The organism is Oceanobacillus sp. J11TS1 (genome assembly GCF_018333215.1).
Taxonomy (GTDB): domain Bacteria; phylum Bacillota; class Bacilli; order Bacillales; family Amphibacillaceae; genus Oceanobacillus.
On record NZ_BORO01000009.1, the window covers coordinates 47,719 to 66,541 of the forward strand.

Consider the following 18,823-nt stretch of genomic DNA (forward strand, 5'->3'; position numbering starts at 1 on the left):
TTCTCCCTCGCAGGATTTCTGTTTTTTCTCTATTACACAATAAATTGAGTAAACCAAGCAATGTACTTTGCGCCTGGGATAAATAATACTTGTGCTAACAGTGTTCCTAATAACCTTGACGTTACCATCATAATAGATGCACTTTTTAAATTAATATAACTCCCCTTTTGGTTAATCACATCATCTGCAAGGATTGAAATTTTGGGGTCAATAAAGACAATGAGTAGGATTGTGGCTATACCATTAATTAAGCCCGATGCCATTACAGCTGTTGTTGCCCGTTCAGGTGCAAGCAGCGCCGCATATAGTGCTGATAACACTCCAATTGTATAAATTGCTGTAATCAACATATTCGTAAAAAATAATTTAAGCGGTATATCTCGCCAATTCATATCTTTTAAATACCTATACCTAGGTAAATGAATATGTTTTTTTGCACGTTTTAGTAAACCCCTTCTTCAATAATGCTGGGATAGATCCTCGCTCCTCTGCTAAATGAATAATTGCTCTCGAAAAAATTGCATTGAACGCTCCCTCCACTTAATAATCATTGCTGATTTATTTGAAGTGGGGGATTCCGATTAAAAAATCGGACCATACACATCGTATGACCATATCCCGTTCAACTAGGATATGGGTTTTCTACTTTTCAATTTCGACAAACTGTTTTGTTCCATGCCTGTCAAAGCGCCTGCAACAAAGCATTCACCTGTTTGGTCAAACCTGTCTACATCGAAAAGTTCTGAAAGATAGAACGCATGGATGCGAATCTCTTTCAGGTGTTGAGAAACATACTTCCACTGCGCCCAGTGGTGCGCACCTATCATCTTCTCCGGTAATAGTGCACGCAACACTGGTGGAAGTTTTTCTTTGAATCCCATCGCTCTTCTGGCAATGACAAAACTTGCTGCCTCATGAATGGATATGCCGAAGCGTTTCATGTATTTCATTTTGCCAATTTGACTGGTAAAGGCAGGGTTGACTTCAAATACGGCCACCCCAATCTTTTCTGCTCTGGCTTTTATTGCTTGCACCATTTTACGGTAGGCAAACATGGATATTTTGCGGTTTGCCTTTTTGTTGCCATATGGATTGATCACTTTGGATGGGCTGATAGCCAATTTTTCCATTGCGATTGGTTTCTTTTCTGCATGCGCAATATCTACCACTTGAATAGCTGCTGCTTCTATGATTTTAACAGCCTGTCCCGTTGTTTTTTTCTCTAGGTCAAAGGGAATCGTACAAGATGCCACCAGTTGTCCTTTTTCGTTCATGTTGGAAACGGCAAAATGATCAACATTTAAGTCCACTCCAATGATACCGGACGATTTGGCATAGTTGGTATGTGGATTTGGTGCCACATCGACCAGACACTTGACGATATAGTACATGCCATGGTCTTCCAATGACCAGGCGATTGGTTTGCCATGTTTCTTTTTGTCCTTGCAAGCACGCTGCGTTTGGATAGCCTCGTCTATGATTTCCTGCCCATAAGCAAACACGACATTTTCCAGGCGTACTTGTCCAATTGGTGTCTTCATATGCAAGAGATGGTTGTCCGGATTATATTGGAAAACGAAATTGCCGTAAGCAGCATCTTTTCTCCCGGAAAGTGTCATTTTACTATAGCGGGACTTGCGCCACCCTTCTAGCCATGCATCGTGATCATCGGTATAACATGCCTTGGTGCGTTGGGCTTTGAAATATTTTCTTGTACCAAATACAGCACTCGGAATGCGGGACTTTAACTGTCTTAATGCTTCTTCTTTGAGGTTGAGTCTGGATGTCAGAAGGCCTAATTTATGTTGGATTCCCTTTATTTTTGGGTCTAGATACAAATGTTCAAATGCATATGCATGCGGATAGATTTCTGTATAATTTTTGTAGCTTACCGTATAGTAATGGCCTTTCTTTTGTTCTCTAGCGTTCTTTGGAAACTTGGGTTTGTCTTGGATGAAGGATTTTTTAATCTTTTTTAGGGAGGTTAATTTGCTGCGTTCCTTTTTTATTTTTTTCTTGATTGTACTGATCTGTGCTTTTGTATCTGTTATGTAAAGCGTTTTGAGTTCTTCAAGACTTTTTATTTGGGCTTTTGCAGCCTGGATGGCACTATTGGTATAATAGTCATCCAGTTGGAATTGTTGTTTGACGAGCAAATGAAGCGACTTATTTCTTCGCTGCTCGCCCGAACGCTTTTCTTTAACCATTTTATCAAAGGCGAATTGCTTGGCGCGATTAAATTGACGCAATGTATCCCCTATAGCAAGTACCATTGAGGATAGCAGCGTATTTTTATAGATTCGGTTGGAAAAGAACGCTCTCATTGCCATTATGTAGGCCCCATTTCTTCTATATGTTATATCCTATTATACAGGAACGTTTGTTTCTTTTCCATAGTTTTACGAACAAATGATTGCAATTTTTATTTCGGAGGTCGGAGAACAGGGATGGCGATTCATCTCCACCCTGCTTCGCGGGGGATGGAGTCTTCTCGCTTGGAAATAATAAACGATGGCAATAAAAGTAGACCAATAATTGTTCCTAGTGTCGCAGAACCAATTAAAATTCGATATTGACCAGCAACGAACTCTAAAGCATTTTCTTTTGGTGCATTATCTATCAAACTTCCTGTAAAAGGCTGCTACATCATATTTGCTAGTCTTGATACCATAACCATTACGTTAAATAGGGAAAGAGCCGATGCTAATAGTTTCACCCTTGCACCTGATAAACGTACGGAATATGCTAATGTTTCGATTGAATGAATGATTAGGATAAATAATGCAATCATTAGTAATTGTGTTGTGATATGTTCCAAAGACAGTACACCTTCTTTATTTATTTAAATTGATTCTGATGTGCAATTCTTTTAATAGAAATGCATATTGGGACCCTTTCCATTTTATAGGGCTATGAAATTAATCTCGCCCGCTAGCTCAATAACATCCTTCCATATTAACATAACAATCACAAAACTTTCATACGAAGTCGATCTATTGGTTAATGACGATATTAGTAAATCTCGCTTCTGTTTTGTTTAATAAGAGAAATTTATTTTCTTGCTAAATATAAATCAATCGTATCACTCAAGAACATTTTTGCCATAATCTACTTGAGAATAATTGAAAATATCATTAAATAATTCATTACAATATGTTGGTCTCCGTTTATCGTAGTTTTCTACATCCTCATTAAATATTAATCGTTTATCCAATTTATTTTCAAAATAGCATAGAGTAACTTTCCTGTTAACAACACAAAAACCATGCCAATTGTTATTAGCAATATCCGTTTTTGTTTCATGTGATTCCTCCCTTTCATTTAAACTTTCGATAAAAAAACTACTATAATCTTGAACAACTATTTTTATGTGCAGCTTTTAAAGAAACAGCCGCACTCCATTGTTTACACCATTTCAGCTATTATTTGTACTATTACCTAAAAATTTTTCTAGCCTATAGGCTAGAAAAACAAGAGCTCCTGCTCCAACACCTATCATGACGCCATCCGTAAAAAAACCAATAATTCCTCCGACTAAAACAAACGTCGTCACCTGTAATTTCATCATAAAAAATACTTGCCTCACTTCCTCTGGATTACCTTCCTAAATTACGCTTTAACATATCTCCATTGTAGAGATAAAGATGCATTTCTAAAATTTTCTCCCATTTTAACTTACAAAGATTAATTTTTATTCCATATATCGGCGAAATCTTTCCATAAATCTTATTAATCTTTGTTTGTATAATTTTTTATTATTCCAAAAGATAACTTTTTGATATTTTCGTTATCTCTCTTTCTATGATAAGATAAAAGCCTATTTAGTAAATAATGCGCTCCAAAGATTAAAAATTAAGAATGAGGTTTGAAATGTTTATTTTTATTTTATTAGATGTGATATTCCCTATATTGGCATTAACCCTGTTTGGCGCTCTGTTACAAAGAAAATTTCAATTTAACTTGAAACAATTATCTACCTTGATTACATATTGCTTCATGCCAGCGGCTGTATTTGTGAACATATATCATATCAATATAGAAATGGATATATTTTTCCAAATAATCTATTATGTCATCCTATATAGCTTGATTTTAATCATTGTAAGTCATGTCATTGCCAAAGTATTAAAATTAGATAGAGAAGAAAGCGCAGCTCTAAAAAACAGCATTTCTTTAATGAACTCTGGTAACTACGGCCTGCCGGTAAGTCAACTAGTTTTCAGCAACAATCCCTTAGGAGTTTCAATTCAGATTTTCATTTTGATTTTCCAAAATCTTTTAACTTATTCTTACGGAATTTATAATCTATTATCAGCAACCCAATCAATCGGGGGTATTATTCAATCCTTTTTGAGATTGCCTGTATTCCATTCACTGCTATTAGGGCTGCTATTTCAAGCCTTTTCCATTCCAATTCCTAATTCAATTATGATACCGCTTAATCAGCTTGCCGATGGATTTGTTGCAATCGCCCTTTTATTGCTGGGAGCACAATTATCCAATATTAAGCTGCATTTTTTCCATCGGGTCATTTCATGGTCTTTAATTGGAAGATTGGTAATGGGACCATTATTGGCACTTGCTGTTATCTACCTGCTGAATATTGACGGCGTTGTTGCACAATCTTTATTTATCGCAAGTTCTTTTCCGACTTCCAGGAATACATCAACGATTGCTATGGAGTATCAAATTAAGCCGGAGTTGCATGCACAAATCGTTTTATTTTCAACACTTTTCAGTATCATTACTGTAACTGTTGTGATTTATTTGTCTTATATTTTGTTTTGATCTATATCTAAACAGCATGGATATTGGTTATTGAGAGGCCGTAATTGCAGTAGTTACGGCTTTTTAGATGCTATATTAAGGTTGCTTCGCTGCCCCTCCAGACATCGACCAATTATCATGGTTTTTATTCTGAACCATTAAAATCTTCTCTTCTGACTCATCTAAAATTAACACATAGACAACATTTATTCTTTTCATCTTCAATCTCTTCCCCTATTCCCTCATTTTTCTAACAGCGATCTTGCGTAACTATCCATCCTCTTCATCATCACCTCTACAGTAATATCCGTTTTCCCAAATACTTCCCATCCGGAATAAACCTCCGGCTGCCCTTCTAAAACATCCATTAACGAAACGATGTCCCAATAAACATCATAGGAAAATTGCGTTTTTGTTTTTCCTTGATAAGCTATTAAAAAAGTCTCTGCAGCCTCCACACCATAAAGCATAGCTAGATTCCAGCGGCAATGTCCCACATCAATACCCGCAGGACCTAAACAGCCATTTGTCCAATCTACCACACCGCTTACCTTCGTACCTTCCCAAAGTACATTGGTTGGATGAAAATCTCGATGAATAAATATTGGTGTATAACTTGGTTCGGGACGCGATATAATTTCCTTTAAAGCCCGCCATACTTCTGGTTTATCTGACCAGAACGGAATGTCCATTTCGCCGGCTTTCTGATAACGTCCGTACTTCCACGGAAAATCTGTTATTCTATTATCATGTAAATGAGCTAATGTTTTAGCAAGCTCATCCAACCATGCAGTCTGATTTGTTGGCAAAATATTTACTGCACCTTCGACTTTGCTCATCAATAACAGTGGTTTTCCGATAACCTCTCCATCTGGGTCAGCACCAATCCATTGCGGTGTCGGGACTGTCAGCTGTGTTGCCATTCTCAGGCTATCTGTTTCTTGCTCAATATCCTTTTCAGTAAATGTACTTCGCTCATATTGACGTAATACCAGCTTCATGTTTTCCCCGCTTGTCAATACCAAACCTATTTCATACATGAGCGCAGTAGTACTTCCTTTTAACGGGCGAATGGAGTGAATACTTGCTTCATTTAAGAAGTGGGAAAGAATCCATTGCTCTAATTTTTCAGGGATATAAATCATAAAATCTCTCCTTCAGCTATGTAAAAATCCTCGTTTAACTTTACAAACGAGGATTTTTATTGTTTATCACGCACTATTCTCCTTCTTCTGTTTTGCCTGTTCGGCCGGAGATGGATCAAATTTGACAAAGAAATAAGCAATTAATGTTAATAAAGACAAGACGGCGATAATACCAAAGGATACATTTACGCCAAAGATATCAGGGCGTGCAACGGATTCGCTTCCTTCTGTCATCGTGGCCACAGATGTCATAATGGTCACAAGTATTGCTGTCCCAACAGAAGCAGCAACCATCCGCATCGTCCCATCTAATGCCGCTCCATGCGGAATTAAATCCCTTGGTAATTGGTTCAGTGCCGCTGTCTGGATAGGCATCATAATTAATGCTAAGCCAAGCATACGCACAGCATACATAATAATCACAAACGTAAAGGTCGTATTGACATCAAGAAACATAAATGGCACGGTTGCCAAGGTAATAATAATCAGCCCTGGCAGTACAATCCATTTTCCTCCAACCCGATCAAAAATCCTGCCAATGATTGGCCCCATTAATCCTGTAATTAAAGCACCTGGAAGCATGGACAGCCCAGCTTCAAATGCTGTGAATTCGCGCATATTTTGCATAAAAAGCGGGATCAATGTCTCTGTCCCAATCAGGCCCATAAACGTAATGGAACCAATAAATACACTAAATGGGAAAATAGCATACTTAAACACTCTAAATTCAAGCATTGGATGATTCATTTTAAGCTGACGTAAAATAAATAGAATGAGAGAAAGAATACCAATAGCTAGTGTTACCAGCGTGATTGGTGCTCCCCAGCCAAAGTTCCCTGCATTTGTTACGCCATAAAGAACGCCACCAAAGCCAAAGGAAGATAGGATAACAGAAAAAATATCAAACTTGGTTTTCTTCACTTCTGTTACATTGCGTAAAGCAAAGAAAGCAACAATAATATCAATAATAGCGATTGGTAAAATAACATAGAACAATACACGCCATGTATAATGCTCTGTAATCCAGCCGGAGATAACCGGTCCAATTGCCGGCGCAAAGGAAATGACTAGCCCAATCAGCCCCATGACAGATCCTCTTCTATTAATTGGGAAAATTAACAAAAATACGGTTGTCATTAGCGGCATCATCACCCCTGCTCCAATTGATTGAATAACTCTGGCTACCAGAAGAAATTCAAAGTCAGGCGCAATACCTCCTATGAAGGTTCCAACGGCAAACACACTCATCGCTGATAAGAAAAGCTGTCTTGTAGTAAATCGTTCAATTAAAAATGCGCTGACTGGAATCATAATCCCATTCACCAGCATAAATACAGTCGTCAGCCATTGCGCACTGTTCGGTGTCACGCCCATCTCTATAATAATAGGAGGAATGGCCGTAATCATTAACGTCTGGTTTAAAATAGAAATAAAAGCCCCCGCCAGCAGCAGGGCCACAACGGTCGGCCTATGTATTTGATTCATATGTTTATTGTCTCCTTGCCACTAAATTTTTATTTTGGTTTTCGAAATAGTAAAACAGCTTATTATAGATTAAAGGAAAAGCGAAAAAGATGCTAGCCTTTTTTTTGAAAAATCTTATCTCTTATCCAGATTAAGAAGTGAGAGACCTTTTGATATGTTATAATATTCTTATAATTATTCATTCAGAGGAGGGATTCCTTGCCAACATGTCAACATTGTCACCAGAAATGGACCTGGGAACAAACGATGAAAAGAACTTTTACTATTGACACCGCATATATTTGCCCTTATTGCGAGGAAAAGCAATACGCTACTAAAAAATCGAGAATACAATTTTCACTTTTAATAATTATTCCGTTGGCTGCTCTTCTTCTAAATGCTTTTAATATACCAGCCTGGTTTATTTTCAGCTGGCTGATTTTAGGAAGCATTGTTGTTCTTAGCCTTTTCCCCGCTGTGTTAAAGCTGACAAACACAGAGGAATTCTTCTTTTAACTTCTTGTTTGCTGCCATATTTTAAGATGAATGAAGAAGATGAGACAATCATAAGATACGGACAGGCATCTGCCAACTTTGTTTCTATAATATAATGTTTTACCTGCTCAAACAACGGGAAAAGCTTTCATAACAACATGATAAAGGAGTTGGGCAGAATGAAAACATATAGTGTGGTACCGAATGTAGATGTGACAGGCTGGTTTGTAAAACTAGAAGATGTCGCACCAGAAGAGGTTTATGACTCAAAAGAGGATGCTATTTCTGCTGCAGAGCAAATGGCGGCAGAGAATACACCAAGTAAAGTAGAAATTATGGACAAAGACCGCAATGTTATAGAAGAAAAGCGATTCTAAAAGTTTACTTCTCTACTATAAGGGTACAAATGTATTAAAACCATAAAAGGGAGGAGAGATGACAATGGAAAAAACGAAGAATAAAAAAGTTGGATTACTAGTAGGTGCCGGGGCATTAGCAGGTATCTCCTTCATCCTTCTGAACCCGAAAGCAAAAGGTAAAGTAAAAGATACCTCCAAGAATGCGAAAGATTCTGTTGTGTCGTACACGCAAAAAATTAAAGATGATCCAAATGGTACGAAACAATATATTGTAGAAAATGCGAAACAAACATTATCAAGTGCACAGCAAGCACTGGAGAGAGTACAAGACGTTTGGGATAATGAAGGCCAGGAAATAAAAGAAACGGCTAAAAATATTGTTGAAGATACAAAAGAGCTTGGTGACCACGCGAAAGATGCAAAAGAAGGAATGAAGGATGTTAAGTCTGATATGAATGAAGCAAAAAACACTGCAATGGAAACAGGCAAAAAGATGAAGAAAGATAGTAAATCTAAGCGATCTTCAAATGAGACCGATCATCATGTATTAGACGAGCCTATTAACAAAATGTAGAAAAGGAAGCGCTGGGAGGAGCGCTTCCTTTTTTAATGTTTCTCTTTATCTTTTTATCGGCTGATTCTAAGAAATCTTGTTGTTCGTAGTCGATATATAATAACTTTAATACACAATGCTGAAGAATCAAGTTATTCTTGAATTTAACAATCAGACTAAAAACTCCCTTATTTCCCCCAAACTTCCTCAGCAACTTCTCTTACTAAACGCAATTTATCCCATTGCTGCTCTTCCGTAAGAATGTTTCCCTCTTCCGTTGAAGCAAAACCGCATTGCGGACTGACACATAAACGTTCAATCGGTACATATTTTGATGCTTCTTCAATGCGCTGCTTGATATTATCTTTATCCTCTAGTTCTGGAAGTTTTGAGGAGAATAATCCTAATACAACAAGTTTATCATCATTCACGTTAACGAGAGATTCAAAGCCGCCTGCACGTTCGGTATCAAACTCAAGATAGTATGCTCTAACTTTCTCTTGCGCGAATAAAATTTTGGCAATCGCATCATAAGCTCCGGATGAAGCCCATTTAGAATGATAGTTTCCACGGCACACATGTGTTGTAATAATAAGATCCTCCGGATGATTTTCAATTGCTTTATTATTTAAATTTACATAGAGTGTCCCGATTTCTTCCACGTTTGAACCATCATGACGACTTGCCCAGTAGTTTTCATCGACAAGCATTCCCCATGTGCAATCATCCACTTGCAGATTTCTACACCCAGCCTCATATAAATCTTGGATAACAGAGCGGTATGCCAGTGCAATATCTTCCACTAATTCATCTTGGTTCGAATACAGCTTATTCGTAGTTTCCACGTTTTCAGGACGTTGTAATTCCGCTAAAAATTGTGCCGGAGCAGGAATCGTTTGTCTTGCTATTACCTCATCATCTGCAAATTGCTGCACAAATTTGAAATGCTCAACGAATGGATGGTTCTCCCCACTGATTTTACCTGTTAAAGCTGCGGTTTCTGGACGCGTTTCTTCCCCTTTAAACTGGTAACCCTTGGAAATTCCTTTCTTTTCGACGCCCTGTAACCCCCACATAAAATCAAGATGCCACCAAGAACGACGGAACTCACCATCTGTAATAGCCTTTAGCCCGACTTCTTTTTGCTTCTGGATTAAATCCTTGATTGTTTCATCTTCTACTGCTTTTAAATCTTGTTCAGAGATATTTCCTTTTGCAAAAGCTCCACGGGCTTCCTTTAATTTCTGTGGACGTAAGAAACTCCCCACATTGTCAAATCGAAATGGCGTTTCTGTACGTACTCCCTCTTTATTAGCTACTGTCATCACGAATCTCTCCCTCGTTTTATTGGTTGAGATTAGTCTATCACAGAAATTCTACTATCAGATAACACCTAAAATCTATCGTTTGTTATAGCTTTTACCTATGGCTAGGTATCAACAAAGAACAAGCTCATTCCCTATCGGTAAGGGATGGTGTTTCATGTTAACAATAGCTTTTGCTTCTTTAATAATTGCAGTACTGTCATTTAAAAACAAAAAATAATCCACCCTTGAGTTTAGCGACCAAAGTGGATTATTTCCGCGCTGACCCCCTCATAAGGAGCCTTGCTTTTGACTTACCGTTGGTGTGACAGCACGGACGGTATTTCTATTATATTTACTTCTAAATTCATTAGTCTAGCACAGGAACTCACTATCAGATACCACCTAAAATCTATCATTCCGTATAATTTTTAACTATACCGAAAATCACAATAAGTTTTGTCTCTCTTCTTCAATACTAGTCTGTAAATAGGTAAGATACGTTTGCGCCATAGGACTGAGCTCCATATCCTTATGCACAATATAGCCAACATGAATGATTTCATCCACTTTTAACGGAACCGCAATAATATTATCGCCATTTAGCTTTTGACTGATAACTCCTGTGGATATCGTATAGCCATTTAGTCCAATCAGCAGATTAAACATCGTTGCCCGGTCACGGACATGAATATTCTTCGGGCGGGTCAGCGTACTCAGAATCTCTTCCGAAAAATAAAATGAATTATAATCCCCTTGTTCATATAACAGATAAGGATAAGGCTCTAAATCTTCCAAAGTGACATACTCTTTTTGTGCTAGTGGATTATCCCCGCTAATAAACACATGCGGTGTTGCCTCAAATAAACGGTGAAAGGTTAAATTCCCTTCTCTTAAAAATTTACGAATAACTTTCTCATTGAAATCATTGATATACATAATTCCAATCTCACTGTTTAAATTTTTTACATCCTCAATAATTTCGTATGTCCTGGTTTCACGAAAGGTAAAATCATATTCATCCCGATCATAATCTTTTAACAGGCGGACAAAGGCACTGACGGCAAATGCATAATGCTGTGCTGATACGGCAAAGTGATGCTGCGGTGCTGCATTATTGGAATAGCGATTTTCTAGTAACTCAGCCTGTTCCAGAACCTGTCTGGCATAGCCTAAAAACTCTGAACCTTCCTTGGTCACATGAATTCCTTTATTTGTACGTGAGAATATTTTAATGCCAATTTCTTTTTCTAATTCTTTTAAGGCATTGGACAAGCTTGGCTGACTAATAAACAAGCTTTGAGCCGCTTTAGAAATCGAACGGCTTCTTGCTACTTCAATCACATATTTTAATTGTTGTAAGGTCATCTCTTTTCTCCTCTATCGAAATGTCTTTGATTAAATCTCTCACTTATTTTCTTTCTGTATAGGACAAACATTAAATTCAATTACTCTAAGAATAATTGATAAGCATACCTCTCCCCATTTGGAAAAGGAAGATGGATAATACCTTTAAACACAAATCCAGCTGATAAAATAACACGTTGCATTGCCCGATTTTTGGGATATGTATCAATTCGTATTTCAGATATTCCTTTTTCTTTGCATCCAAAGAGCAGCAGATTCAGAAAAAGTTTTCCGTACCCTTTCCCACCTATAGCTGGATCAATAGCAAATTTATGGATAGTAGCATATTTACCTTCAGATGCATCCCATTCGCCGTAGTTAATTGTAGAATAGGGTTGTTCCTCTTCGTCGGTAATAATTGCTGTCCCGATAATTAATTCATCTATAATCAAGAGATAATTATTACCTTTTTCTATTTCTCTTTTTATTTCATCCTCTTTAGGTGAATCTTCATCAGACCATTGTGGTGAACCGGATTCAATCAAGCTATTTCTGGCTTTATGGATAATTTGCATGACCTCTTGAAAATCATCGGGGGTTCCATTTCTTACCTGAATATTCACAATAACACCTACTTTTATTTTTATTGTAACTATAGTAATTCCTTATTCTTCTTATACGACTTTTTTAATGAGATAAAGTCAAATAAGAATGACACTACACCAACACTGATTACCATCCCTGTAAATTCATACCAGTTTACTAGAGAATTGGATGTTATCCCATAAATCAAATAAAATATTGCAAACAGAACAACAAATGAGGTTGTTCTGGATTTAAGACCTCTTACTGCCCTTTTATATTCCTGTTCGGTTGCAATATCGGTATATTCCATTCCAGATAAGATATATCTTCCAAAAATATAAAAAAGAAAAACCGCTATACCTGCAAATAAAATAACACCTGTGCTTAAGTCAATGAATTTATTAACGAGGAACATGACTACTAGAAAAAGGACAAGAAGGATTGCTCCTTCAGAGAAAAAATATAGCATCTTCTTTTCCTTATATTCATCCTCTGGCATCAAAAAAGATATCCATGATTTCATTATTCTTCAACCTCCCAAAATAAATCATCTAATGTTTTATCAAGTTCTTTTGCTATCGCAACACAGAGCTGGAGCGTAGGGTTGTATTCCCCTTTCTCTATCAACCCAATAGTCTGTCTCGTTACACCTACCTTTTTTGCCAGCTGCTGCTGGGTCATTGACGTTTTCATACGTATTTTCTTCACATTATTTTTCATTATCCAACCCACTCTATGTAATATATAATTTGCATATGTTAACTATATATTACATTAGTTCATAAATAAAATCAAACAATTTTCAGATTAATGACTCAAGTATGCTAAAGTTAACTTTTACAATAAAAAAGCCATCTAAAGGACTTCTCTCATCCTTCAAATGACTTTACTTTTTAAGTATACTAATCCATCATCCGCTTCTTAAAGGTAACAATCGTTAATACTAGCGTTGCTGCAACCCATGCGCCGATAATCGCAAAAGCTTTCCCTAACTGACTTAGAGATCCCCCTGTATCTGCTATCTCTGCAATTTGTTCTAACTGGATTCCCGGCGTGTACTCTAACACTTGCAACAAACGAAACTGGTCGACAAGTTCCATAAACATATTGCCCATTCCAAATATCAACATAACAGGAAGAACATAGATAGACGCTTCCATAACACTTCTTGTGATTAATCCCATCCATGTTCCTAAGACGATAAAGAAAATGAGGGTCAGAATGATTCCCGCAATTAACCAACCTCTTCCCGTAAATGAAAAATCCATAATAAACATACTAACGGCCGTTACAATAACTGTAATAACAATCGTCACGGCACTTTTACCTGCTAGTATTTCTGTTAATGTGGCTGGGGAAAGCATCAAACCGCGCAATGTATTTTTCTCTTTTTCTTCTGCAATCATCGCACATTGGAGGAAGGTACCAACCAAAGCAAGTGATAAAGTAATCACTAACATGTACATCGATAAAGGGATATCACCCAACCGACTATAAATCACAGCCAATATAAGTGGCATCAGTGCAGTCGATGAAATATACAAATTTCGATATAAATCCTTTACATCCTTTTGAAAAATAGCCATAAAACGTTTTACAGAAAATGTCATACTAATTCCCTCCCCGTCACTTCAACAAAGATATCTCCTAATGTCGGTTCTTTTGTATAAATACGCTCCACCATTTCCCGGGAAATATATTGTTGAATTTCCTCAGCACTTGATGCTTTTAGTGGAATCTCCAGTTCCCGACCATCTTTTAATTCCATACATATAATCTCTTCCCGATACTGTTTTTTCAACTGCTTTGGTTCGTCTAAAAGCTGTACAACCCCTTTGTTTAGAAAGGCAACCTTATCACATAAATGATCGGCTTCTTCCATATCATGTGTGGTCAGAAAAATCGTCGTTCCCTGTCGATTCAATTCTTTTAAGCCATTATGGATATGCTTTGAATTTGCAGGGTCCAATGCCGATGTCGGTTCATCCAAAAATAATAATTTAGGCTGATGTAAAAGCGTTCTTGCAAGTAATACACGCTGCGTCATTCCTTTGGAAAGCTTTGCGACCTGCGTTTTCTTTTCTGTCCCTAAATTAACTGCTTCCAGCGCCTCGTCAATTCGTTTTAAAGAAGTACCATATAAATCTGCATACAACTTTAAGTTATCATAAATCGTTAATCGTACATATAAACCACTATTATCTGTAACCACTCCAAAGCGTTTTCGGTATTCTGGTGTATTCAACTGTGTGGCAGGTATGCCAAACACATTCGCTGTACCTGCTGTTTGTCTCATTTGTCCGGTTAAAATTTTTATTGTCGTTGTTTTCCCTGAGCCACTCGGGCCTAAAAAACCAAAGGTCTCTCCTTTTTTTACTTGGAAAGAAACTTCATGTAGCGCTTGCTTTTTGCCAAAAATCTTCTCTAAAGATTTTACTTCTATCATATTCTTCACTCCCCAAACCTCCTGCAGTACTTGATTTGCTTGTGACTACAGAATAGCTTCTTTTCTGTAGTGACGCAGTATATTTCCGATGAATGGAGTATATCTCAGATTCAGCAGCGCTTATTCTACTCCTAATAATTCTTTCAGCTCGCTTAATTTTAATTTCGATAAGGGAACCTCTGAGCTTTTTTTATCAACAAGAGACAAGCTATAGCTGTTTCTCGTCCACGTAATAACCTCTCTTATTTTTTGAAGATTCACAATATAGGAGCGGTGACAGCGAAAGAAACCTTGGTGAGATAAACGCTGTTCCAATTCTTTTAAGGTAAGACCTGTTGGGAATCCTTCTCCGCGGGTATATAAATAAGATTGTCCTCCCTGACTTTCAATATAATCAATCTCCTGCGGATCAAATAAAATGATTTTATCCTCCACTTTAGCGGAGATTTTATTCAGCTGAAATGATGTCTGTACCTGAGTCACTTCCTCCTCCGTTTCGAAGGACTTCGAGCTTTCTTTCCCCTCTTTTTCCACTGCAATTTGCTGAATGCCTTGTTCATCTAAGCGAAAGACTGTATCGGCAATGGTAATGGCAAATTCCGTACTTGTCGTTAAAATAAGGACAGCCTTTTGCTGCGCTTGCAGAAATTCTACAAACTGATGAAGCACCCGTTTTGTTTCTAAATCTACATTTACTTCCGGCTCTTCAAATATTACAATCTCTGACTCTTGCATTAATATTCTGCCAAATTGGACACGGCGCTTCTCAGAGCGATTAAGCTGATGTATCTTCCATTTTGCCTTCTCCTCCAGTTGAATTTGCTGAAGAACTTCTTTTACAGAGGCCTTACTTTGATATAGGGATCCGATAAATTTAAGATATTCTAGTACTTGCAAGCGTTCATAGATGCCATCTTCATACCAGCAAATACCTAAAGAAGAAAAGTATCGCTGTTTATCCTCCCGTAAAGTTTTATTGTGAATTTGAATAGAACCGTTCCGTGTATTCTCGTCCCCAACCATCATTTGGAGTAAAATGGCTCGAACATTGACCGTTGACTGAATCGCTTTTATTTCTCCGGATTTTACCTCGATATCTATCTTTGGAAATAGTGTTTGATCTCCCTGACGATATTCAATTTCATTTATTTTTAACATTCTTCATACCTCTCTATCCTTAAAGGCCTTTCATTACACTCTAGGTGTACATCACATAGGCCTGACCTAATTATTATTTCATGACAAATAGGTAAATCTTTGTTACAGTAGATTCAAAGATAATAATGAAAAGCAACTACTAGGGGAGCCCAAAATAGCGGGCTGAGAGGGAAGCATGCTTACTTTCCGACTCTTAAGAACCTGATCTGGTTAATACCAGCGTAGGGAAGTAGTCAATCAATTATGATTACTTTCAGTATACCAAATCAGGCCTCTCTATAGAGCCTGATTTTTTTATATGTTCAACGTAGTTCACTTTTCATTTCCAGAACGAAAGGAGATGACTAGATTGAAGAATCGCACACGACTTATAACTTTGATGGCTGTTCTTGTGGCTATCGGTACAACTGGATCTCATTTGCTCTGGTTTCCGGCAGGCGTGGCAAGAGCTTATCCTGTCCAGCATGCCATCAATGTCATTGCTGCAATTATGCTTGGACCAGGACCGGCAGTGATTGTCGCATTTATGATTAGCTTGCTCCGAAACCTATTAGGACTGGGAACGCTGGTTGCATTTCCAGGAGCAATGATTGGAGCTTTGGTTGCCGGGGTATTGTATAAGAAAACACAAAAATATTCGATGGCAGCTTTTGGAGAAGTAATCGGTACAGGGATCATTGGTTCCTTTTTTGCTGTTCCCATTGCAAACTTTCTGATGGGGAGCTCTGTGGGTGCACTAGCTTTTATCCCGCCATTTATTGTAAGCAGTGTCACAGGCGCCATCATTGGCTGGCTCCTGGTCAGCCGTATTCCAACACGACAGTTTTCATTAACAAAATAATTTATACATCCAAGGAGGATTTAAATCATGAGTCAAGTTCGCTGTGCATTATCCATTGCCGGTACTGACCCTAGCGGCGGTGCTGGTATTCAAGCTGATTTAAAAACATTTCAAGAGTTAAAAACGTATGGTATGTCTGTTATTACTTCCGTTGTTGCTCAAAATACAACAGGAGTACGCTCTGTGGAGCATATGCCTCTATCCATGATTGAGGACCAGTTAGATACGGTTATTGAGGACATGCCAATCCATGCAGTAAAAACGGGTATGATTGCAAGTAAGCCAATGATGGAATTAATCGCTAAAAAACTTAAAACGTTAGATGCGCCCTATGTCATGGATCCAGTGATGGTTGCCACCAGCGGTGATTCCTTAATTAATGAAGAGGCACGCAACTTTTTACGCGAGTATCTTCTCCCATTAACAACGGTTGTTACGCCAAATATTCCTGAAGCAGAATTCTTGACCGGACGATCGATTACTTCTGCAGACGATATGAAAAATGCTGCAGAATATCTGGTTCATGAATATGGTGTGGATGCTGCTTTAGTAAAAGGAGGGCATCTTAAGGGAGAAGCCATTGATTTTCTTTATGATGGCAAACAAATGCATAGCTATGCTGCAGAACGTATTGATACAAAAAACACGCATGGAACTGGCTGTACCTATTCAGCCGCAATCGCTGCCTATTTAGGTAAAAATTATCCACTTCCAGAGGCAGTGAAACAAGCAAAATCTTTCGTGACGGCTGCCATTTCAAAATCATTTGCGATTGGCACGGGCAATGGTCCGACTAATCACTGGGCAATCAGAGAAAACGCAGAAAGGAAGATTACGCATGAATCCTGATATTATCCAACAGGTGAGGAATACCACGCCTCTCGTCCATCATTTAACCAATCAGGTTGTGATGAACTTTAGTGCCAATGGGTTACTAGCTTTTGGCGGCAGTCCTGTAATGGCGAAGGAAAAATTGGAGGCGCATGATATGGCAGAAGTCGCCGATGCTGTGGTTTTAAATATTGGAACCATTTTAAAAGAAGAAGTACAAGCTATGGTTCAAGCTGGAAAAACTGCAAATAAAAAGGGTATTCCTGTTGTCCTTGATCCAGTGGGCGTTGCAGCAACTCCTTTTCGAAAAAGGGTCGTCGAAGAGATTCTTAATGAAGTACACCCAACCGTTATCAAAGGAAACGCAGGGGAGATTGCTTCCTTGGTTGACGCAGACATCGAAGCGCGCGGAGTTGATTCTGTCGGTGAAGGAAATGTAGATGCTATTGCAGAAAAGGCTGGAAAAAAGTTTGATACCGCAATTGTGATCACCGGAAAAACGGATGTTATTTATGCTAATCATAAATTGATTGATAATCAAACCGGGCATCCGCTTCTCTCCAGCATTACTGGATCGGGCTGTTTGTTGGGATCGATTGTTGCAGCTTGTCTCACTACTTCTCATCCAATTGAAGAACAACTGAGCTCGGCATTGTGCTTTTATGGACTAGCCGCAGAACGCGCAGCAGAACAACCGTATGTACACGGACCAGGAACCTTTTTACCAAGCTTTATTGATGCTTTATCCTTTTCACCGAAGCAATTAAATGGAGGAACAGAAGATGAAATTTAATCGTGCATTATTAAGAAAATATTTTATCATGGGAAGTCAAAACTGCCACAGAGACCCGAATGCTATTTTAGAAGAAGCAATCACTGCCGGCATTACAGCATTTCAATTCCGGGAAAAAGGAGCCGGATCACTAAGGGGGGAAGCAAAGGTTCAACTGGGTAAAGAACTCAGGGAGCGCTGCCGGGCACATCATATTCCTTTTTTTATTAATGATAATATCGAGCTCGCTGCGGAACTAGATGCAGATGGTATTCACGTAGGTCAGGATGATATGCCTGTGGAGGACGTTCGTTCCCAGTTCCCAGATAAAATGATCGGTTTGTCTATTTCCACCCAGAGAGAACTCGACCAAAGCCCCCTTGAATTGGTGGATTATATTGGTGTTGGACCAATCTTTGCAACTTCCACCAAAGAGGATGCAAAACAAGCGGTTGGACTGGAATGGATACATACGATTCGCACCCAATTTCCTGATATCCCTATAGTAGCAATTGGCGGTATTCAGACGGAAAATGCCCATTCTGTTATCCACGCTGGCGCTGACGGTGTCTCCTTTATTACGGCGATTACTGAAGCTGCAAACATTAAGGAAGCTGTTGAAAAATTGTAGTGTGGCTTTGGCTTTGGAGTATTGATTCCTGCTTCGATGTTTCACTATTTCATCAAACTAATTAATCAGCCCATTCTGTTAAAATGAAGCGCAAATGGTATAGGTGCCTCATATGCTATTAGGGA

At 38.3% G+C, this 18,823-nt stretch carries 21 protein-coding genes, 2 pseudogenes and 1 riboswitch; of the genes and pseudogenes, 8 read left to right on the plus strand and 15 right to left on the minus strand.

The genetic code is table 11. The annotated features are described in order from the left end of the window. Nucleotides 1-32: 32 nt before the first annotated feature. The 4 genes and pseudogenes from KI343_RS09220 to KI343_RS09235 form a co-directional block, all read right to left on the minus strand. A pseudogene (locus tag KI343_RS09220) lies at nt 33-528 on the minus strand (lipid II flippase family protein); the annotation flags it as partial. Between the two features lie 98 nt (nt 529-626). Then, complete coding sequence (locus KI343_RS09225; RefSeq protein ID WP_244856875.1) at nt 627-2,330, minus strand: IS200/IS605 family accessory protein TnpB-related protein; 1,704 nt, start codon at nt 2,328-2,330, stop codon at nt 627-629. Nucleotides 2,331-2,503: 173 nt separating this feature from the next. Continuing rightward, nucleotides 2,504-2,791: pseudogene (locus KI343_RS09230) on the minus strand (lipid II flippase family protein); the annotation flags it as partial. A 624-nt stretch (nt 2,792-3,415) separates the two neighbouring features. Next, entirely contained in the window at nt 3,416-3,568 is a 153-nt protein-coding gene (locus KI343_RS09235) for a hypothetical protein (protein ID WP_212926128.1), read from the minus strand. Between the two features lie 302 nt (nt 3,569-3,870). On the opposite strand from KI343_RS09235, the gene KI343_RS09240 reads away from it, so the two are divergent. After that, nucleotides 3,871-4,788 carry an AEC family transporter gene (locus KI343_RS09240; protein WP_212926129.1) on the plus strand — a complete coding sequence of 306 codons (918 nt, stop codon included), beginning with the start codon at nt 3,871-3,873 and terminating at the stop codon, nt 4,786-4,788. A gap of 75 nt (nt 4,789-4,863) precedes the next feature. Here KI343_RS09240 and KI343_RS20345 read toward each other — a convergent pair whose 3' ends face one another. From KI343_RS20345 to KI343_RS09250, 3 genes are all read right to left on the minus strand, one after another. Next, entirely contained in the window at nt 4,864-4,986 is a 123-nt protein-coding gene (locus KI343_RS20345; protein WP_280530123.1) for a hypothetical protein, read from the minus strand. 23 nt (nt 4,987-5,009) lie between these two features. Then, the gene (locus KI343_RS09245; protein WP_212926130.1) at nt 5,010-5,912 is read right to left on the minus strand and encodes a phosphotransferase family protein; all 903 of its coding nucleotides are present in this window, start codon (nt 5,910-5,912) and stop codon (nt 5,010-5,012) included. Between the two features lie 66 nt (nt 5,913-5,978). Further along, nucleotides 5,979-7,397, minus strand: a complete 1,419-nt coding sequence (locus tag KI343_RS09250) for a DHA2 family efflux MFS transporter permease subunit (protein ID WP_212926131.1) — start codon at nt 7,395-7,397, stop codon at nt 5,979-5,981. 198 nt (nt 7,398-7,595) lie between these two features. Here KI343_RS09250 and KI343_RS09255 point away from each other — a divergent pair, with 198 nt between their 5' ends. From KI343_RS09255 to KI343_RS09265, 3 genes are all read left to right on the plus strand, one after another. Next, nucleotides 7,596-7,892: a TIGR04104 family putative zinc finger protein gene (locus KI343_RS09255; protein WP_212926132.1), complete on the plus strand. Its 297-nt coding sequence runs from the start codon at nt 7,596-7,598 to the stop codon at nt 7,890-7,892. Nucleotides 7,893-8,050: 158 nt separating this feature from the next. Next, the gene (locus KI343_RS09260; RefSeq protein ID WP_212926133.1) at nt 8,051-8,248 is read left to right on the plus strand and encodes a DUF2188 domain-containing protein; all 198 of its coding nucleotides are present in this window, start codon (nt 8,051-8,053) and stop codon (nt 8,246-8,248) included. Nucleotides 8,249-8,312: 64 nt separating this feature from the next. Continuing rightward, entirely contained in the window at nt 8,313-8,804 is a 492-nt protein-coding gene (locus tag KI343_RS09265; protein ID WP_212926134.1) for a YtxH domain-containing protein, read from the plus strand. 167 nt (nt 8,805-8,971) lie between these two features. Here KI343_RS09265 and KI343_RS09270 read toward each other — a convergent pair whose 3' ends face one another. The 8 genes from KI343_RS09270 to KI343_RS09305 form a co-directional block, all read right to left on the minus strand. Continuing rightward, nucleotides 8,972-10,111, minus strand: a complete 1,140-nt coding sequence (locus KI343_RS09270) for a 5-methyltetrahydropteroyltriglutamate--homocysteine S-methyltransferase (protein WP_374705425.1) — start codon at nt 10,109-10,111, stop codon at nt 8,972-8,974. A 423-nt stretch (nt 10,112-10,534) separates the two neighbouring features. Then, nucleotides 10,535-11,455: a LysR family transcriptional regulator gene (locus tag KI343_RS09275; protein WP_212926136.1), complete on the minus strand. Its 921-nt coding sequence runs from the start codon at nt 11,453-11,455 to the stop codon at nt 10,535-10,537. A gap of 80 nt (nt 11,456-11,535) precedes the next feature. After that, complete coding sequence (locus KI343_RS09280; protein ID WP_212926137.1) at nt 11,536-12,057, minus strand: GNAT family N-acetyltransferase; 522 nt, start codon at nt 12,055-12,057, stop codon at nt 11,536-11,538. Nucleotides 12,058-12,086: 29 nt separating this feature from the next. Continuing rightward, complete coding sequence (locus KI343_RS09285) at nt 12,087-12,542, minus strand: hypothetical protein (protein ID WP_212926138.1); 456 nt, start codon at nt 12,540-12,542, stop codon at nt 12,087-12,089. Continuing rightward, nucleotides 12,542-12,739 (minus strand): helix-turn-helix transcriptional regulator, encoded by a 198-nt coding sequence (locus KI343_RS09290; protein ID WP_212926139.1) that lies wholly within the window; start codon nt 12,737-12,739, stop codon nt 12,542-12,544. Before KI343_RS09290 ends, KI343_RS09285 begins: the two co-directional genes overlap by 1 nt. A gap of 182 nt (nt 12,740-12,921) precedes the next feature. After that, a complete protein-coding gene (locus KI343_RS09295; protein WP_212926140.1) occupies nt 12,922-13,629 on the minus strand; it encodes an ABC transporter permease in 708 nt (235 codons plus the stop codon). Next, the gene (locus tag KI343_RS09300; protein ID WP_212926141.1) at nt 13,626-14,474 is read right to left on the minus strand and encodes an ABC transporter ATP-binding protein; all 849 of its coding nucleotides are present in this window, start codon (nt 14,472-14,474) and stop codon (nt 13,626-13,628) included. Before KI343_RS09300 ends, KI343_RS09295 begins: the two co-directional genes overlap by 4 nt. A gap of 111 nt (nt 14,475-14,585) precedes the next feature. Next, nucleotides 14,586-15,623, minus strand: coding sequence for a LytTR family transcriptional regulator DNA-binding domain-containing protein (locus tag KI343_RS09305; protein ID WP_212926142.1), 1,038 nt, complete (start codon nt 15,621-15,623; stop codon nt 14,586-14,588). A gap of 131 nt (nt 15,624-15,754) precedes the next feature. After that, nucleotides 15,755-15,868: riboswitch (TPP riboswitch) on the plus strand. Between the two features lie 104 nt (nt 15,869-15,972). Between KI343_RS09305 and thiW the strand changes: the two genes are divergently transcribed. From thiW to thiE, 4 genes are read left to right on the plus strand one after another with little or no spacing between them, the layout of a single operon-like run. Then, nucleotides 15,973-16,464, plus strand: coding sequence for an energy coupling factor transporter S component ThiW (thiW, locus tag KI343_RS09310; protein WP_280530124.1), 492 nt, complete (start codon nt 15,973-15,975; stop codon nt 16,462-16,464). Between the two features lie 27 nt (nt 16,465-16,491). Continuing rightward, nucleotides 16,492-17,313 (plus strand): bifunctional hydroxymethylpyrimidine kinase/phosphomethylpyrimidine kinase, encoded by an 822-nt coding sequence (gene thiD, locus KI343_RS09315; protein ID WP_212926143.1) that lies wholly within the window; start codon nt 16,492-16,494, stop codon nt 17,311-17,313. Continuing rightward, a complete protein-coding gene (gene thiM / locus KI343_RS09320) occupies nt 17,303-18,088 on the plus strand; it encodes a hydroxyethylthiazole kinase (protein WP_212926144.1) in 786 nt (261 codons plus the stop codon). The genes thiD and thiM overlap by 11 nt, the downstream gene beginning before the upstream one ends. Continuing rightward, on the plus strand, nt 18,078-18,698 hold the full coding sequence (thiE, locus tag KI343_RS09325) for a thiamine phosphate synthase (RefSeq protein ID WP_212926145.1): 621 nt from the start codon (nt 18,078-18,080) through the stop codon (nt 18,696-18,698). Before thiM ends, thiE begins: the two co-directional genes overlap by 11 nt. The last annotated feature ends 125 nt before the right edge of the window (nt 18,699-18,823 follow it).

Coding starts and splice junctions, on each gene's coding strand:
- KI343_RS20345 (WP_280530123.1), bottom strand. CDS start 4,986: ATGAAAAGAATAAATGTTGTCTATGTGTTAATTTTAGATGAGTCAGAA.
- KI343_RS09240 (WP_212926129.1), top strand. CDS start 3,871: ATGTTTATTTTTATTTTATTAGATGTGATATTCCCTATATTGGCATTA.
- KI343_RS09225 (WP_244856875.1), bottom strand. CDS start 2,330: ATGGCAATGAGAGCGTTCTTTTCCAACCGAATCTATAAAAATACGCTG.
- thiM (WP_212926144.1), top strand. CDS start 17,303: ATGAATCCTGATATTATCCAACAGGTGAGGAATACCACGCCTCTCGTC.
- thiE (WP_212926145.1), top strand. CDS start 18,078: ATGAAATTTAATCGTGCATTATTAAGAAAATATTTTATCATGGGAAGT.
- KI343_RS09260 (WP_212926133.1), top strand. CDS start 8,051: ATGAAAACATATAGTGTGGTACCGAATGTAGATGTGACAGGCTGGTTT.
- KI343_RS09245 (WP_212926130.1), bottom strand. CDS start 5,912: ATGATTTATATCCCTGAAAAATTAGAGCAATGGATTCTTTCCCACTTC.
- KI343_RS09295 (WP_212926140.1), bottom strand. CDS start 13,629: ATGACATTTTCTGTAAAACGTTTTATGGCTATTTTTCAAAAGGATGTA.
- KI343_RS09235 (WP_212926128.1), bottom strand. CDS start 3,568: ATGATGAAATTACAGGTGACGACGTTTGTTTTAGTCGGAGGAATTATT.
- KI343_RS09285 (WP_212926138.1), bottom strand. CDS start 12,542: ATGAAATCATGGATATCTTTTTTGATGCCAGAGGATGAATATAAGGAA.
- thiD (WP_212926143.1), top strand. CDS start 16,492: ATGAGTCAAGTTCGCTGTGCATTATCCATTGCCGGTACTGACCCTAGC.
- KI343_RS09250 (WP_212926131.1), bottom strand. CDS start 7,397: ATGAATCAAATACATAGGCCGACCGTTGTGGCCCTGCTGCTGGCGGGG.
- KI343_RS09290 (WP_212926139.1), bottom strand. CDS start 12,739: ATGAAAAATAATGTGAAGAAAATACGTATGAAAACGTCAATGACCCAG.
- KI343_RS09305 (WP_212926142.1), bottom strand. CDS start 15,623: ATGTTAAAAATAAATGAAATTGAATATCGTCAGGGAGATCAAACACTA.
- KI343_RS09265 (WP_212926134.1), top strand. CDS start 8,313: ATGGAAAAAACGAAGAATAAAAAAGTTGGATTACTAGTAGGTGCCGGG.
- KI343_RS09275 (WP_212926136.1), bottom strand. CDS start 11,455: ATGACCTTACAACAATTAAAATATGTGATTGAAGTAGCAAGAAGCCGT.